The sequence below is a fragment of the Streptococcus mitis genome (assembly GCF_023109515.1).
Lineage (GTDB): Bacteria > Bacillota > Bacilli > Lactobacillales > Streptococcaceae > Streptococcus > Streptococcus mitis_CS.
The window spans coordinates 771,914-788,030 of sequence record NZ_JALDUM010000001.1; the positions used below are offsets into that span (position 1 = coordinate 771,914).

Consider the following 16,117-nt stretch of genomic DNA (forward strand, 5'->3'; position numbering starts at 1 on the left):
ATTTTACCAAAAAGAGCAGGATTTTGCTATAATGGTCATATGAACGAAAAAGTATTCCGTGACCCAGTTCACAACTACATCCATGTCAATAATCAAATCATCTATGACTTGATCAATACAAAAGAATTTCAGCGTTTGCGTCGTATCAAACAACTGGGAACTTCCAGTTATACCTTCCACGGTGGAGAACATAGTCGCTTCTCTCACTGTCTAGGAGTCTATGAAATTGCACGACGTATCACGGAGATTTTTGAAGAAAAATATCCTGAAGAATGGGACCCGGCCGAATCTCTCTTGACCATGACTGCTGCTCTCCTACATGACCTTGGACATGGTGCCTACTCCCATACTTTTGAACATCTCTTTGACACAGACCATGAAGCTATTACTCAAGAGATTATCCAAAGTCCTGAGACGGAAATTCACCAAGTCCTGCTACAAGTGGCGCCTGACTTTCCAGAAAAGGTTGCCAGTGTCATTGACCATACCTATCCTAACAAACAGGTCGTGCAGCTCATTTCTAGTCAGATTGATGCGGATCGCATGGACTATCTCTTGCGCGACTCCTATTTTACTGGAGCTTCCTATGGAGAATTTGACCTGACTCGCATCCTCCGAGTCATTCGTCCTATCAAAAACGGAATCGCCTTTCAGAGAAATGGCATGCACGCCATCGAAGACTACGTTCTCAGTCGTTACCAGATGTATATGCAGGTTTATTTCCATCCAGCAACACGCGCCATGGAAGTTCTCCTACAGAATCTTCTCAAACGAGCTAAGGAACTCTACCCTGAGGACAAGGATTTCTTTGCACGAACTTCTCCACACCTCCTACCTTTCTTTGAAAAAAATGTGACCTTGTCTGACTATCTGGCTCTGGATGATGGTGTGATGAATACCTACTTCCAGCTTTGGATGACCAGTCCTGACAAGATTCTTGCAGACCTGTCGCAACGCTTTGTCAACCGTAAGGTCTTTAAATCAATTACCTTTTCACAAGAAGACCAAGACCAACTCGCTAGCATGAGAAAATTGGTTGAGGACATCGGCTTTGATCCCGACTACTATACTGCTATTCATAAGAACTTTGACCTCCCTTATGATATTTATCGTCCCGAATCTGAAAATCCGCGAACACAGATTGAGATTTTACAAAAAAATGGAGAACTGGCAGAACTCTCTAGCCTGTCTCCTATCGTCCAATCCCTTGCTGGCAGTCGACACGGAGATAATCGCTTTTATTTTCCAAAAGAAATGTTGGACCAAAACAGCATCTTTGCTAGCATTACCCAGCAATTTTTACACTTGATTGAGAACGATCATTTTACCCCAAATAAAAACTAGAAGAGGAAATTTATGAGTATTAAACTAATCGCCGTCGATATTGACGGAACCCTAGTCAACAGCCAAAAGGAAATCACTCCTGAAGTCTTTTCTGCCATCCAAGATGCCAAAGAAGCTGGTGTCAAGGTCGTCATTGCAACTGGCCGTCCTATCGCAGGCGTTGCCAAACTTCTGGATGACTTGCAGTTGAGAGACGAGGGGGACTATGTCGTGACCTTCAACGGTGCCCTTGTCCAAGAAACTGCTACAGGACATGAGACTATCAGCGAATCCTTGACCTATGAGGATTATCTGGATATGGAATTTCTCAGTCGCAAACTCGGTGTCCACATGCACGCTATTACCAAGGATGGAATTTACACTGCCAATCGCAATATCGGAAAATACACAGTGCACGAATCAACCCTCGTCAGCATGCCTATCTTCTACCGCACACCTGAAGAAATGGCCAATAAAGAAATCGTCAAGTGTATGTTTATCGATGAGCCTGAGATTCTCGATGCTGCCATTGAAAAGATCCCAGCAGAATTTTATGAGCGCTACTCCATCAACAAATCGGCTCCTTTCTACCTCGAACTCCTTAAAAAGAATGTAGACAAGGGTTCAGCCATTACGCACTTAGCTGAAAAACTAGGATTGACCAAAGATGAAACCATGGCTATTGGTGACGAAGAAAATGACCGTGCCATGCTGGAAGTCGTTGGCAACCCAGTTGTCATGGAAAATGGAAATCCAGAAATCAAAAAAATCGCCAAATACATCACGAAAACAAATGATGAGTCCGGCGTTGCCCATGCCATCCGTACATGGGTACTGTAAAATAATTTAAATATAGAAAAAGCACTCCAGAAGTTAGAGATACTGTAATGACCCCAAAAGTTAGACAGAAAAATCTTACTTTTGAGGTGCAGTTTAAGATTCAGTATTTTGGGTTTCTAGTTCTATCCCCTAAATAATTATTAAATCTGAAAAAGGTAGTACATTATGTAAAACCTTTTTCATTTTTTTATTTTACTACGAATTAATATTATTTTTTCTAATGATAATTAATCCACTAATCTTCCTTTATAAATATTGCGGTTCTTTTCTTAGTTAGCTTTTTTTCATAACTCTTTATAAGAATAACCAATAAACTACTTAGTAATCCCAAAATAACTAGACTTAATCTTGGGTTTAAAAGCCAATTAAAATAAGCGGCCAATATCCCTCCAAAAGGTGCAAAAATTGTAGCTATTACAAAAGAACTAGAAAGTATCTTTCCAATATTATACACAGTACTTTCTTGTTGCTGTATTGTTGTAATCGAAACAGAAGCTATTGTAATTAATCCACTCAAAATTGAATAACAACTTCCAAATCCAGCAATTGAGTAAACAATCCCAACAAGACTATTTGATAATTTTAATTACGTCCATTTTTTTCTCTCATTAATTGGACATAGCCCTTTGTTTCTATTTTTGAATTTAAAAACGAGAACTCTCCGCACATTTTCTCATAAAAATTATTATAATCTTCTTTTGAAAAATCTCCTAAAATCTCTATCTCAAGATAAAATCCAAGACCATCAATCTTATCTAGATTAATCGTTTTATTTTCTAATGCATCATGATAAGTCTTTCTATGTTTACTTATTGTGAAAATATTTGAAAATCCATCTTGCAAGATATTCCTTACAAATTCTAATTTTTCAGATTCTAACTCTATTTCACTTTCACTCCACATTCCTTGTTTTATCGTATCTTTTCTTGTAAAAACACTTGCTCTATTATCATCTTCTTGGCGAATTCTGTAGATAAAGCTACCTACCTCATCATTTTCAAATTCTCTTCCTTTTGTTTTAAAATATTTATCAACTTGCTTATTTTCACACTTAAATTTATAAGATTTTTCTAAATATGAAATAGCATTATTATAATCCCTCTCATCGTTGAGTTCAAATCTAACTTCTAATTCATTCATTAATTTTACCTCTCAATTCTTCAAAGGCTGAAGTCTCTTTACATTCACTCAGTCTATAGTAAGTTTCTGTAGATGTTTTATGGACAAAAAGCCTAATATTTTCTTGCACTCATTTTAGCACTTAGATGTTATTATGTCAATTGTTTTTATAATATTCTTTATTTATTTTTGTTAAATACATATTTGTATCTTTTTAGATTAAAAAAACGATGCTTATGAACATCGTCTTTACTATTCTGTTATATCTGCAATATAATGCTCAATTTTAAGAGCCATTGACATATTGTCCTCAAGCTTATATAGGAAATAAGCCGTTTCAAAGTAATCTTTTACTGCAACTTTAGAAGAAAAATTCTTACTGACATTTCCCATCAATACATACAAATCAGCCAAAAGATACGTTGTTCTATACGTCTTACATTGCTTTATCGTATCTGTAATTTTAGTAATAGCTTCTTCAGTATTATTCTGCAACCATAGGTAGCGACAAACATTGTAATTAAATTTAATAGAAAGGTTTAATTCTTCAATTGTGTTTAAATTGAGTTGATTTACTTGATACTCTAACTTTTCACGAATTTCCTTAAAACTCTCTAAATCTTCAATATCATAATAAAAATTAAATAGAGTATTTGAAACTTGAAGGTAGATCAGGTCAGTTACCTTTAACTGAGACAGTACCTTCTCCAATCTTGCCACAGCCTCCTCTTTTTGCCCATAAAAATAAAAATCTATAAGAGATTTTATCCACTCCATATAAAACTTATCTACTAGAGACAAGCGATGTACCTTTACACTCTCTAATTCATATATATATTTCAAAGACTCATAATTTCGATTTGTGATAAATGTCTGGGCTAACTTTTTAAACTCTGATAGCTCATCAATCTCTTCTCCAATCTGCTCATTAAAAAAATAATCTATACTAACTTTTAACTTCTTAGATAGAGCATATAAAAAGTCGGCTCCTGGAGTAAATTCTCCATTCTCTAATCTGCTAATCTGTCCCTGTTTACATATCCCCTCAGCCAATTCTCGCTGAGACATTTTTAATTCTTTGCGTCTATTTTTTAATCTTGTTGATAATAGTGTACCCACATTTGCATTTTCCTTTTCTATTCGATTTCAATTTCAATTGTAACATGATTAAATTTTAAATACAAATTAATAAACCAAAAGATACAAATTATAGATAAATAATGGCTAGGTATGTTATTTTTGAAAACCTATCCCTTCTTCTTTTGAAATTTTCTTACTCAAACTATTGATAAAACTATTAACGTTAAATGTACTAGATGTTAGACTATCACGTTTAGATTTTGCTATTAATATATTTAACAGAACACAAATAGTCTTTTACAACATATCAAATTCAGGGGAATAATAACGATTTTCCCCATTTTTTAGGCTCTCTATTTCATAACAATCAATTCATTTTATCACATACCTTAGCCCGAAAAATCCACACCCAATCTTTTTGAAAGCTGTTTAAAGCTTTGTACTTGCTTTCTAAGTTCATAGAGCTGAACCTTAACCTCATTTGTCCAATTCCATAATAAAAATAAGGACATTCTAACAAAGGAAGTCCTTATTTTTTAACTAATAGATGTCAAAGTTACTTTGCTGATCCACTTTATCTGTACTCATTGATCAAAATATAACTTTTGCTCAAAATTTGGTCAAAAAAGACAAAAAATACTAAATTATTTTTAAAAATGAACTTGTGATAATTGCCTTCAAATAAACATTTTGAATTTTCTTTGTCTTTCTTTACATTTCTAAAAATGCCCCCTGCTGGAATCGAACCAGCAACTACTCCTTAGGAGGGAGTTGTTATATCCATTGAACTAAGGGAGCTAGATAAAAACTCTGCTGAAAAAGCAGAGTTTTTTAGTCGAATTAACGACGGATTTCTTTGATACGAGCTGCTTTACCTTGAAGAGCACGCAAGTAGTACAATTTCGCACGACGTACTTTACCGTAACGAACAACTTCGATTTTTTCAACACGTGGAGTGTGGATTGGGAAGATACGCTCAACACCTACACCGTTAGAGATTTTACGAACTGTGTAGTTTTCTGAGATGCCAGCACCTTTACGTGCGATAACAACACCTTCAAAAATCTGGATACGTTCACGGTTACCTTCGACAACTTTCGCGTGTACACGAACAGTGTCACCAGGACGGAATGATGGGATATCTGTACGAAGTTGACCTTCAGTCAAGCTTTGGATTAATGGATTCATTTTATTCTCCTATCTTTGTCAATCTTGAGGAATCTTCCTCAGCGGATAAACTGTATTTTTGTGCGTCCATTACACACAAGATACAGTTTACCAAATTTCTACAAAAAAGTAAAGAAATTTATAGCAGAATTCCTAAAAAAATCGCAACCAAACCACCTAGGTAGGTCAAAGCCAGGTAAGAATAAAAGACCTTCTTATCACTTAACAGTCTTTGAAGTTCGTCATTCAAGGTCGAAAAAGTTGTCAAACCTCCGCAAAATCCTGTTGCTAGAATAGCATAGACTTCCTTGGACTCCACATGATTGTAAAATAATCCAATCAAAAAACAACCCAAAAGATTGGCTATGAGCGTTCCGAGTGGCAATTTAGATGCTTGATTATAGCGGGAAAAGAAATACCGTACGAGCGCTCCTAAGCCACAAGCAATTGCAAGATAGACGATTACCATTTTTTCCTCCCTAAATAGTAAGCTAAAAGCAGTCCGCCACCGATGCTCAAAAGCAAATACAGGACTAAACTAAGATAACGCCCTGTATCAAGCAGTTTCACAGCATCAAGCATGAGACTAGAAAAGGTTGTCAAACCACCACAAAAGCCCGTCCCCAGTGCTAAAATAACGCCTTTACTGGTTCCCTTATAGACTAAATAGCCCTTGACAAGATAAATCAAGCAGAAAATGCCTAGATAGTTGGTAAGAAGGGTGCCCCAAGGGAAATCTGGACTGGCTGGTAACCAAGTGGAAACTAGGTAGCGGACAAGTCCACCCAACATAGCAGCTAGAAAAATCCCTAGCGGATAAAATTGTTCTTTTTTCATTTGATATTTTGATCCTGATAATCACGCGAACGTTTGAGTATGTCCGAAAAAGTCGCGACAATAGTTTCCTGATAGCGCTTATCTCCTACACGACTTCTAACCTTTTCAAAAATAACTTCTTCTCTCTTAGTATCTAAAATCGGTTTCCCTGAAGCCTTCTTATAGGCAACTACACCCTCAACTAAATGCATTCGTTCTTCTAACAGTTTGACAATTTGATCGTCAATTTGATCAATTTCTTGACGAATAATATCTAAATCCATACAGTCTCCTCCTTTATTTGAATTATTGTATCAAAAAGCCACCAAATAGGCTAGTAAAATCCCAACTCACGATAAGAAAAATGCACTGATTGATTGCATCAGCGCACTTTTATGCTTATCCTACTTTAGCAGCCAATTCTTCTGCGAATTGTTCCAAGCGTTCAATGTCTTCTTCCTCAGCAGAGAGATCAACTTTGACACACTCTGAACCTTTTTCTGCCCCTGTCGCTACAAAAACGCGGTCAAAGTCATCGACAGCCTTACAGAATTCATCGTAGAAGGTATCTCCTGAGCCGACCACTCCGTAGATTTTGCCATTCAAGTTGAGGTCAGCTAGGTCTTCGTAGAAGTCCATCATCTCATCTGGCAATTCTCCATCACCATAAGTATAGGTCGCAACGATAGCGATGTCTGCTTCCAAGAAGTCTGAAGCGTCAACAGTTGTACATTCATCAACATCGACATCCAAGCCCAAGTCACGTAATTTGTCTGCTACAATATCTGCAATTTCTTCGGTATTACCGGTCATACTGGCAAATACAATTTTTGCTAATGCCATATCGTCCTCCTCAATTTATCTTTCTCCATTATATCACATCTTTTTCATTTTAAAAATAAAAATTCTTGTGCTACAATGAAATGAGAAAGAATTGAGGTTATTTATGGAAATTTGCCATCAAATTTTAGAAAAAATTAAAGAATACGACACGATTATCATTCACCGTCATATGAAACCAGACCCTGATGCCTTGGGAAGTCAAGTGGGATTGAAAGCTCTTCTCAAACATCATTTCCCAGAAAAAACTATTAAAGCAGTTGGTTTTGATGAACCAACTCTAACTTGGATGGCTGAGATGGATCTTGTTGAAGATAGTGCCTACCAAGGTGCCTTGGTCATCGTCTGTGATACGGCTAACACCGCTCGTATCGATGATAAGCGCTATAGTCAAGGTGATTTTCTCATTAAGATTGACCACCATCCAAATGATGATGTATACGGTGACTTATCTTGGGTGGATACTAGTTCAAGTAGCGCTAGCGAGATGATTACCCTATTTGCCCAAACGACCCAACTGGCCTTGTCAGATCGCGCTGCTGAGTTGCTCTTTGCAGGAATTGTTGGTGATACAGGTCGCTTCCTTTATCCCTCTACGACTGCACGGACTCTTCGCCTGGCTGCTTATCTAAGAGAACATAACTTTGACTTTGCGGCTCTCACTCGCAAAATGGACACTATGAGTTACAAAATTGCTAAACTTCAAGGATACATCTACAACCATCTGGAAGTGGATGAAAATGGTGCAGCTCGCGTTATCCTGAGTCAAGAAGTCTTGAAACAATTCAATGTTACCGATGCTGAAACTGCAGCTATTGTCGGTGCACCTGGACGCATTGACAGTGTGAGTCTCTGGGGAATTTTTGTAGAGCAGACTGATGGCCACTACCGTGTTCGCTTACGCAGTAAAATCCATCCTATCAATGAAATTGCCAAGGAACATGATGGTGGAGGCCACCCTCTAGCAAGCGGTGCTAATTCCTATAGCCTAGAAGAAAACGAAATCATCTACCAAAAGTTAAAAAACTTGCTTAAAAACTGATAAAATACTTGCCAAACTTTTCAGAATCTGATAGACTAGTATGGTAACAATCTATGGCTCGCAAAGAGACCATGGCAGAAAGGAAATATTGCAAAATGAAAAAAGATATCCATCCAGAATATCGCCCAGTTGTCTTCATGGACACAACTACTGGTTACCAATTCCTTAGCGGTTCAACAAAACGCTCTAACGAAACAGTTGAGTTCGAAGGCGAAACTTACCCATTGATCCGTGTGGAAATTTCATCAGACTCACACCCATTCTACACTGGACGTCAAAAGTTCACTCAAGCAGATGGACGCGTGGATCGTTTCAACAAAAAATACGGTCTCAAATAATGATAAAAAGACAGCTTCGGCTGTTCTTTTTTGTTTCTTGAAATCAACTGCTGTTTTCATGTTCCAAACTCATACTCTTCGAAAATCAAATTCATTCGTAATCCAAATCGTTTACGTCGATTTCGATAAGTTGTTGAAAACATTTTAAACGTTTTTACTTAGGCCAAAATATTCTCAACCTTGATTCTCTCTTTAGATAGCACATGATTATAGGATTTATCTTCAAGAGTTAGTGGCTTAAGTTTTCTTGATTTCCTCGGAATTTGCGCTTGTGAATACATCTTCATGATCCCTTGATAACCACTGTCTGCCAAGATTTTACCAGCTTGTCCGATATTTCTGCGACTCATTTTGAACAACTTCATATCATGGCAATAGTTCACTGCAATATCCAAAGAAACAATTCTCCCTTGGCTTGTGACAATCGCCTGAGCCTTCATAGCATGACATTTCTTTTTACCAGAATAATTGGCTAGTTGATTTTTTTAGGACGATTGATTTTTACCTCTGTTGCATCCACAATCACCGTATCCTCAGCACTAAGATGAGTTCTTGAAATCGTAAAGCCACTTTGAATAAGAGTTTCTTCAACCCATTGACTCCGACGGATTAAGTTGCTTTCGTGAATGCCAAAATCAGCCGTAATTTGTTCATAAGTGCGGTATTCTCGCATGTATTGAAGAGTAGCCATGAGGAGGTCTTCTAGGCTTAACTTAGGGGTTCGTCCACCTTTTGCGTGTTTAAGTTGATAAACTGTTTTTAACACAGCTAACATCTCTTCAAAAGTAGTGCGCTGAACACCAACAAGGCGCTTAAATTGTGCATCACTTAATGGTTTACTTGATTCATAATTCATAGTTGTATTGTATCATATTTTTGTTTCGCAGGAAGTCTACTTTTATTTTCCACTGCCAAGCACAATTCTTAGATTCTCTCAGAAAAAGATTAGACTTTTAACATCAAAATTGATAAAATAAAAAGGAAAATAAGATAAAAGGAAACTATAAATCACCATGATGAACATGCAAAAATTGAACATACTGTTTTTAATTTTTGTAAACATCAAAAAGGTTGGTTTAAAAGGATTTTAAGCCCTTAAGATTTTTTATCCAACACTACTATTCACGCATCCAAGACAAAATCTTGGCAAAAAATACAGTAGCAAAGAGTACACCAAACTACCACTCATTATGGGCGGTAGTTTTCTTTTCGTCTAAAATAGAGATAAAAAGATAGGTGGTAGCCTTATGCGTTACGGTTATGTTCGAGTATCTACAAGAGAACAAAATATTGATAGGCAATTTTCAGCCTTAGTAGAAAACAAATTACCAAAAGAAAATATTTTTATTGATTATGTTTCAGGAAAGGATTTTGACAGAATCGAATATCAAAAATTATTAACTACCTTGAAGGAGAATGATGAATTAGTTATTAAATCAATTGATAGATTGGGAAGAAACTATGATGAAATTTTAGAACAATGGCAATCAATTACTAAGAAAAAGAAAGTAAATATAACTGTTTTAGATTTCCCCTTATTAAACACAAAGAACAGCGATGACAATATCACAGGAAAACTAATATCTGACATCGTTTTGCAAGTTCTATCTTATGTGGCACAGTTTGAAAGAGAACAAATCAAACAAAGACAAATGGAAGGAATACGAGAAGCAAAGAAAAAAGGGAAAAAATTCGGTAGACCAAAATTGCTTGCCCCGGATAATCTCCCTGATGTAATAGCTCAATATACGAAAAAAGAAATAACCTTACGAGAAGGTGCAGACATCTTAGGAGTATCAAAAAGCACCTTTCATAATTGGATAAAAAATTCATAGTTCCTGTCAAAAAACCTAGGATTTTTTGGACAGGAAATACACTTTATTTTAGAACCATTTTCGTTAGAAAAAAGGTTCTAAAATCCAGCATTTTGACCGATTATTATTACACTACCATTCTATCAAGTTTGTCCAAAAAAGTCTAGATTTTTGGACAAACTGATTACTTTACAACAAATAAAAATAGGGAGTATTAAATGAATGCACAAACAAACTAAAAAATTCACACTTGCAACTATATCAGCTCTATCACTTCTTGGCACTGGAGTCATCACAGCTAATCAAGTATCAGCTAGCGAGAATACGAGTACTGAAAAACAAATAGACGCAACAATTACAAAAGTTGAAATTGATTATTTTGGACTTAGCTTCGAAGGAAAACTTTCAGAGCCACTACCACACGGAGGTGATAAGGCTGCTAAGGGAAATATTACTTTGATTGATAAAGCGACCGGAAAAATTGTGTACCAAAGTCACGATGCTGTAATTTTTAGTGGTCTAACTAGAGATGTCAGTGATCAATTTTTGCAACCTTTATTTTATAGCAATCAATTTAAAGGTGATGTTTTTGTTTCAGAACAATTTCCAGATGGAACATATATTTTGGAGATGTCTGGAGAAGCTGGTTCGCCTTACGATGACTTAACTGATACAAGAAAACGTGTCTTTAAAGCTAGCAAAGAGGTTACAATCGGAAATCCTTCTACAAATTCAAATACTAACACAACAACTCAATCAGGTTCGAATTCTAATATCTCAGGTAGTTGGCTACAATCTGGTTCTCGCTGGTGGTATAAACATGCCGACGGCTCTTACAAAACTAATGGCTGGGAAAAAATCAATGGCGTTTGGTATCGCTTTGACTATTCTGGTTGGATGCAAACAGGATGGGTAAAAGACGGCAGCTGGTACTATCTTGACGGTTCAGGTGCTATGAAGACTGGTTGGCTAAAAAATAACGGTAACTGGTACTATCTTCAAGACTCAGGCGCTATGAAAACTGGCTGGATGAAGGTATCTGGTAAATGGTACTATGCTTATAGCTCTGGTGCACTAGCAATCAATACGACAACACCTGATGGCTACCGTGTCAATTACAACGGTGAGTGGGTCTAACATACAATAGAAATAGATTAAGGAGACAATTATATGAACAAAGTTATAAAAATTGAAGATGAAACAGTTTATGTTGGAAAAGGTGATAATGGCCAATTTACTGCAATTTCAAGAAAAAGTTTTGGTTTTGAACCACAAGTAGGTGATTACGTAGAATTTTATCAAAACGGTGATGAGTATATTGTTTCAAAAATAGATAACGCATCTCCAGCTACCTCTAGTCAACATTCAAATGGAGTGAGTGATAAATCTAAACTGGCCGCAGCCCTATTTGCCTTATTTTTAGGAGCACTCGGTGGCTACGATTTTTACATCGGAAATTCTAAACAAGGATACAAGCGTATCGGAATAACTCTGCTAGCTATCATTCCTATTTTAATGCCAGTTGTTTTACTAGCAAATGCTATTTGGAATATTATAATTACTATTCAAGTTTTAACTTCCAAAACTGGTAGCAAATGGCACCAAGATGCCCAAGGTTTAGAATTGCAAGATTAAATACATGAAAAAATTATTATTTCTATTCAGTGCCAGTATTTTAACTATCTCTCTTCTAACAGCTTGCCAACATCAGAGTGAAAATACTTCTGCAACAAGTTCTAAAGCGATTGCCTCAAGTACTAGTTCCACTTCTTCCACATCGGAAGAGAAAAAAAATGATTACACCCTATATAATCCTGTCCTTAAAGAATATGCCAAAGTATTAGATGGTTCATCAGCTTCACCTAAAGAGCTCAATTCAAAAGCAAACTTAAAAAATACTTATCCTAAAGAATACTCTGGACTACAATACAGCTTGTATGATTTAGACCAAAATGGTACGGACGAACTTTTGGTTGCCCTTAAAACGGATTCTAACTATTACGATTTATTAGATATTCGAACTCTTAAAAATGACGAAGTTATTCGACTGACCAATGCAGAAAACAATCTGGACTTTATTGGAGAGCGAGTACATTTTAATCCTTTAGAAAATGGCTATTTCCAATTATCTACCCGTGTATCTACTAATCAAATCCAAGTTAAGCTATACAAGTTAAATCAGGATGGAACACGGTTAGAGTTAATTAGCGAATCAGATACAGAAGAGGGACTGGGGACAAAACCACCTTCCCTTGACATAAGATCTTTCTCTTGGAAATCTGTCACAAATCTCATAAATGAAGAACCCTCCCTTCAGTCAGAAATGCAAGGGATGGATATTTCTGCAATTCAAAATGGAGATTTTTCTAGTGTTGCAGGAACTTGGAGAAATCCTACAGGTATTGAATTCACCTTTGACAAAAATGGTTTAGTAAGTGATCAGTCCAAGATTTCAATTGAACATGCTAAAGAAATTGACAACTTTCTTAAGGCAAATATACTTCCTAAAGATGGAGGTGCTGGTGGCTCTGCCCTTGCCTTTTTACCAGCTGGAACACCTCTAACCATGTCTGTCACCTCTTCTCCAGATAATGGCTATACTGACCAATCTGATACAACACAAGATCGTTTATGGTCTGGACAACAACTTATCAATGGCCACACTGACGGATTTTTCTACAAAGTAGAATAGTGTTAGTAAACCCTTGAACGAGCTCATAAAATATCTAGCAACTTTTCATAAACACATATAGGATAAATATTCTTATGCTCTTAGAATATCTATCCTATATTTTTATTCCATCTACATCCCTATCGATACTTGATAAATTCACTCTAAAAAAGATTAGACTTTTAACCCCAAAATTGATAAAATAGGAAAGAAAATAAGATAAAAGGAAACTGTAAATCACCATGATGAACATGCAAAATATGATGCGCCAAGCACAAAAACTTCAAAAACAAATGGAACAAAGTCAAGCAGAACTTGCTGCTATGCAATTTGTTGGCAAATCTGCTCAAGAACTTGTTCAAGCGACCTTAACTGGTGACAAAAAAGTTGTCAGCATTGACTTCAATCCAGCTGTCGTTGACCCTGAAGATCTTGAAACTCTTTCTGATATGACTGTTCAAGCCATCAACTCTGCTCTTGAACAAATCGATGAAACTACCAAGAAAAAATTGGGTGCTTTCGCTGGAAAATTGCCATTCTAATCATAAGAAAAACAAGCATTCAAGAGAATACTTGCCTATCATAGGAGGAACAACTGTTCCTCTTTTTGATTACTAAAAATTAAAGAATTCCATGGCCTGTTTGAAAAGCAATTCAGTATACTCTGGGTCTTCTTGGGCAATGGTAACCTGCTCTTGAATCATTTCCAAGTCATCTGTTATCATGCCGTCTGCACCCAAATGAACTGATTTATCAAAGGACTCTGAACTATTGATGGTCCAAACATACAATTTCTGATCGGTATTCCAAAGCTTGTTGACAAAATTTTCATCCAAGGTTGAATACTCCATAGTATAACCTGTGGCCTTGGTTCTTGGAAAAATACTATTGTAAGGTAGGATGAAATAAACTGGGATTTGTGAATCATAGGACAATACCTGATCAATCACATGGTAGTCCAAGGACTGCATTTGGTGCCCATTCTGCTTAATGATGACTCCATATTTTTCCATAAAGCGTTTCATCATATCTGGACTATCTTTTCGACTGGTTTTAATCTCAATGAGGAGTTTTTGATGCAATTCATTAGCTTTATTGAGATAGTCATCAAAACTAGACACCTTGCTGTGATAGCCATTTTCTGAAATATTGAGTTTGGTTAATTCTTCCAAAGTGAGATCCTGAGGATTGGCATTAACTCCTGTCAGATTCTTGATATTGGCATCATGCATCATGACAAACTGACCATCTTTTGTTTCCTGAACATCTGTCTCAACGAAATCTGGACTTAGTTGGGCTGTCTTTTCTAAAGATTGGACTGTATTTTGCACACCATTCTTATTAGATACTCCCCTGTGAGAGATAATCAAAGGTTTATTGGCGACTGGAGCTTCTAAATAAACATATCCCTCAAGAGCGAAAAAGATAGCTGCACATCCCATCACTCCCCATCTCATCCAGTGGTCTTTCTTTCTCCTTGGTGTAATTTCTAATTCTTCTCCTGTTAAGAAGGAAACAAATTTAATGAGAAAGTAAGTCAAGGCCATATAGTGGAAATTCTTAATCAAGACAAAGTTGATAATTCCCAGTACAAGAGACTCCTTATGGGTCAAACCATCCATCAGTGCCTGACTTGCCAAGATTGGAATCAATAAAAGAATGAAAAATAGGTAGGTTTTGACGATAATCCAAAGCAAGTTCCAAATATAAAACCAGGAGTGCTTTCTTGTCTTCTCTAGACTGTATCTGACTGCTTCTTTGACTGTTTTTTTCTCAAATAAAAGCTGAGGTAGGGCAAACATGAAACGCACTGAAATGTAAAATAGAAGTAAAGCCAGAATAGTAACCACTATACCTACTAGCCAATACTTGTCTTCCACATAATCAACGATAAAGTCCGGAATGACAATTTTATTTAGGTAGTAAATCTTTAAAATCTTTCGAATCAATGGAAAGAGCATCATGACATAAAAAAAGATAAAGGCTATCTTGGAAAGTGTCGCTTGCTTCATAAACAAGAAACTTTGGCGAAAGACCTTACGACTGTACTCTAGCAAAGTTCTCTTTTCATGATAGAGGAGGTGCCGGGCTCCGATAAAGAGAAGTCCTATCTGGTAATAGGCGATCAATAAATTAACGATTACCAAAATAAATAAAGCAAGACTAATAAATGGCGAACCCTTTATAATGGCAAAAATATTGTTGTAGGATAGAAAGAGATAACCTGTCTGACGGAGCAAAAGTCCAGCAATCCAAGAATTTGACGGTAACCAGACAAACTCAATCATCATAAAAGTCAAGAAAAATAGAAAAAGTATTTTATCTAGATTAAAGTATATCTGCTTAAAACCTAGATTTTTAGGTTTTTCAGGTTTCATAGGCACTCCTAGTCAAATAATTGAGACAAATCCAAGCCTCCAAAAGGATTGTTTGAAAGACTACTTTCTGTCTCTAACAATTCTCTAGCTTGGTCTGACTCTAGAAAGGACTCGTAAACACGCGCCGTCATCCGAGCATCCTCTAAGCTATTATGAGACTGACCTTGAAATCCAAGAAACGAGGCAACGGTTTGCAATTTTAGATTGGCAATACCATGTAAATCCGAACTCCGACGTTCAAAAGCTTCATCATACAAGTCCACCTTATACTGCTGGCTGTAGTCTAAACCATGCTCCACTAAAATAGGCAAATCACTTTTAGCAGCATTGTAGCCTACCATGGGTAAAGAACCCACAAACTCTTGGAAATCTTTTATAACTTTCTCCACTGGAGGAGCATCTTTTAAGATCTCAGCTGTAATCCCAGTCAAACCATTGATAAAACTCTTTAGAGGCACACTGGTATGGACATAGGAATCATAGGCATCGATTTCCTGACCATCTCTAAAACGCACTGCCGATACTTGAATCAAGTGTGTTTGCCCTTCATGCTGATTAAATTCTAAATCGAAAGCTATGTAATCTTCTAATCGTTCCATTCTATACTTCTCCCATACGGTTATTTTACTTGAGCAACTATACTATTTAGAAATAAAAGAAGCCATCAGGTTAGCATTTAACCTAAACAG

General features: G+C 36.5%; 19 protein-coding genes, 1 tRNA gene and 1 pseudogene. 9 read left to right on the top strand and 12 right to left on the bottom strand.

Features of this window, described 5'->3' with window-relative positions; translation table 11 throughout:
* The first annotated feature begins 39 nt into the window (after nucleotides 1–39).
* Nucleotides 40–1,344 (top strand): HD domain-containing protein, encoded by a 1,305-nt coding sequence (locus tag M1G05_RS03805; RefSeq protein WP_247953143.1) that lies wholly within the window; start codon nucleotides 40–42, stop codon nucleotides 1,342–1,344.
* A gap of 12 nt (nucleotides 1,345–1,356) precedes the next feature.
* Nucleotides 1,357–2,163 (top strand): sugar-phosphatase, encoded by an 807-nt coding sequence (yidA, locus tag M1G05_RS03810; RefSeq protein WP_084886373.1) that lies wholly within the window; start codon nucleotides 1,357–1,359, stop codon nucleotides 2,161–2,163.
* 235 nt (nucleotides 2,164–2,398) lie between these two features.
* On the opposite strand, the gene M1G05_RS03815 is transcribed toward yidA, so the two are convergent.
* The 9 genes from M1G05_RS03815 to M1G05_RS03855 form a co-directional block, all read right to left on the bottom strand.
* Nucleotides 2,399–2,680 carry a hypothetical protein gene (locus M1G05_RS03815; protein ID WP_247953144.1) on the bottom strand — a complete coding sequence of 94 codons (282 nt, stop codon included), beginning with the start codon at nucleotides 2,678–2,680 and terminating at the stop codon, nucleotides 2,399–2,401.
* A 65-nt stretch (nucleotides 2,681–2,745) separates the two neighbouring features.
* Nucleotides 2,746–3,303: a CYTH domain-containing protein gene (locus M1G05_RS03820; protein WP_049544067.1), complete on the bottom strand. Its 558-nt coding sequence runs from the start codon at nucleotides 3,301–3,303 to the stop codon at nucleotides 2,746–2,748.
* A 231-nt stretch (nucleotides 3,304–3,534) separates the two neighbouring features.
* On the bottom strand, nucleotides 3,535–4,401 hold the full coding sequence (locus M1G05_RS03825) for a helix-turn-helix domain-containing protein (RefSeq protein ID WP_247953145.1): 867 nt from the start codon (nucleotides 4,399–4,401) through the stop codon (nucleotides 3,535–3,537).
* A 687-nt stretch (nucleotides 4,402–5,088) separates the two neighbouring features.
* A tRNA-Arg gene (locus tag M1G05_RS03830) sits at nucleotides 5,089–5,160 on the bottom strand.
* A 42-nt stretch (nucleotides 5,161–5,202) separates the two neighbouring features.
* Nucleotides 5,203–5,550 carry a 50S ribosomal protein L19 gene (gene rplS / locus M1G05_RS03835; RefSeq protein ID WP_001068669.1) on the bottom strand — a complete coding sequence of 116 codons (348 nt, stop codon included), beginning with the start codon at nucleotides 5,548–5,550 and terminating at the stop codon, nucleotides 5,203–5,205.
* A 118-nt stretch (nucleotides 5,551–5,668) separates the two neighbouring features.
* The gene (crcB, locus tag M1G05_RS03840; protein WP_141230375.1) at nucleotides 5,669–5,998 is read right to left on the bottom strand and encodes a fluoride efflux transporter CrcB; all 330 of its coding nucleotides are present in this window, start codon (nucleotides 5,996–5,998) and stop codon (nucleotides 5,669–5,671) included.
* Nucleotides 5,992–6,366 carry a fluoride efflux transporter CrcB gene (crcB, locus tag M1G05_RS03845; RefSeq protein WP_247953146.1) on the bottom strand — a complete coding sequence of 125 codons (375 nt, stop codon included), beginning with the start codon at nucleotides 6,364–6,366 and terminating at the stop codon, nucleotides 5,992–5,994. Before crcB (M1G05_RS03845) ends, crcB (M1G05_RS03840) begins: the two co-directional genes overlap by 7 nt.
* The gene (locus M1G05_RS03850; RefSeq protein WP_078238390.1) at nucleotides 6,363–6,629 is read right to left on the bottom strand and encodes a chorismate mutase; all 267 of its coding nucleotides are present in this window, start codon (nucleotides 6,627–6,629) and stop codon (nucleotides 6,363–6,365) included. Before M1G05_RS03850 ends, crcB (M1G05_RS03845) begins: the two co-directional genes overlap by 4 nt.
* A 115-nt stretch (nucleotides 6,630–6,744) precedes the next feature.
* Nucleotides 6,745–7,188: a flavodoxin gene (locus M1G05_RS03855; RefSeq protein WP_001162125.1), complete on the bottom strand. Its 444-nt coding sequence runs from the start codon at nucleotides 7,186–7,188 to the stop codon at nucleotides 6,745–6,747.
* A 103-nt stretch (nucleotides 7,189–7,291) separates the two neighbouring features.
* Between M1G05_RS03855 and M1G05_RS03860 the strand changes: the two genes are divergently transcribed.
* Nucleotides 7,292–8,227, top strand: coding sequence for a DHH family phosphoesterase (locus tag M1G05_RS03860; protein ID WP_247953147.1), 936 nt, complete (start codon nucleotides 7,292–7,294; stop codon nucleotides 8,225–8,227).
* Nucleotides 8,228–8,322: 95 nt separating this feature from the next.
* Nucleotides 8,323–8,565, top strand: a complete 243-nt coding sequence (locus tag M1G05_RS03865) for a type B 50S ribosomal protein L31 (protein WP_000710764.1) — start codon at nucleotides 8,323–8,325, stop codon at nucleotides 8,563–8,565.
* A 56-nt stretch (nucleotides 8,566–8,621) separates the two neighbouring features.
* Here the strand turns inward: M1G05_RS03865 and M1G05_RS03870 are convergent.
* Nucleotides 8,622–9,421 (bottom strand): annotated as a pseudogene (locus tag M1G05_RS03870) (IS5 family transposase).
* Nucleotides 9,422–9,812: 391 nt separating this feature from the next.
* On the opposite strand from M1G05_RS03870, the gene M1G05_RS03875 reads away from it, so the two are divergent.
* The 5 genes from M1G05_RS03875 (at nucleotide 9,813) to M1G05_RS03895 (ending at nucleotide 13,592) form a co-directional block, all read left to right on the top strand.
* Nucleotides 9,813–10,400, top strand: coding sequence for a recombinase family protein (locus M1G05_RS03875; protein ID WP_247953148.1), 588 nt, complete (start codon nucleotides 9,813–9,815; stop codon nucleotides 10,398–10,400).
* A 237-nt stretch (nucleotides 10,401–10,637) separates the two neighbouring features.
* On the top strand, nucleotides 10,638–11,516 hold the full coding sequence (locus M1G05_RS03880; RefSeq protein ID WP_374041735.1) for an N-acetylmuramoyl-L-alanine amidase family protein: 879 nt from the start codon (nucleotides 10,638–10,640) through the stop codon (nucleotides 11,514–11,516).
* A 33-nt stretch (nucleotides 11,517–11,549) separates the two neighbouring features.
* Complete coding sequence (locus M1G05_RS03885; protein WP_247953150.1) at nucleotides 11,550–12,014, top strand: hypothetical protein; 465 nt, start codon at nucleotides 11,550–11,552, stop codon at nucleotides 12,012–12,014.
* 4 nt (nucleotides 12,015–12,018) lie between these two features.
* The gene (locus tag M1G05_RS03890) at nucleotides 12,019–13,071 is read left to right on the top strand and encodes a DUF6287 domain-containing protein (RefSeq protein WP_247953151.1); all 1,053 of its coding nucleotides are present in this window, start codon (nucleotides 12,019–12,021) and stop codon (nucleotides 13,069–13,071) included.
* Nucleotides 13,072–13,292: 221 nt separating this feature from the next.
* On the top strand, nucleotides 13,293–13,592 hold the full coding sequence (locus M1G05_RS03895; protein ID WP_023946937.1) for a YbaB/EbfC family nucleoid-associated protein: 300 nt from the start codon (nucleotides 13,293–13,295) through the stop codon (nucleotides 13,590–13,592).
* A gap of 72 nt (nucleotides 13,593–13,664) precedes the next feature.
* On the opposite strand, the gene M1G05_RS03900 is transcribed toward M1G05_RS03895, so the two are convergent.
* Nucleotides 13,665–15,428 carry a glycerophosphoryl diester phosphodiesterase membrane domain-containing protein gene (locus tag M1G05_RS03900; protein WP_247953152.1) on the bottom strand — a complete coding sequence of 588 codons (1,764 nt, stop codon included), beginning with the start codon at nucleotides 15,426–15,428 and terminating at the stop codon, nucleotides 13,665–13,667.
* Between the two features lie 8 nt (nucleotides 15,429–15,436).
* Complete coding sequence (locus tag M1G05_RS03905) at nucleotides 15,437–16,027, bottom strand: 3'-5' exonuclease (protein WP_247953153.1); 591 nt, start codon at nucleotides 16,025–16,027, stop codon at nucleotides 15,437–15,439.
* Nucleotides 16,028–16,117 lie beyond the last annotated feature (90 nt).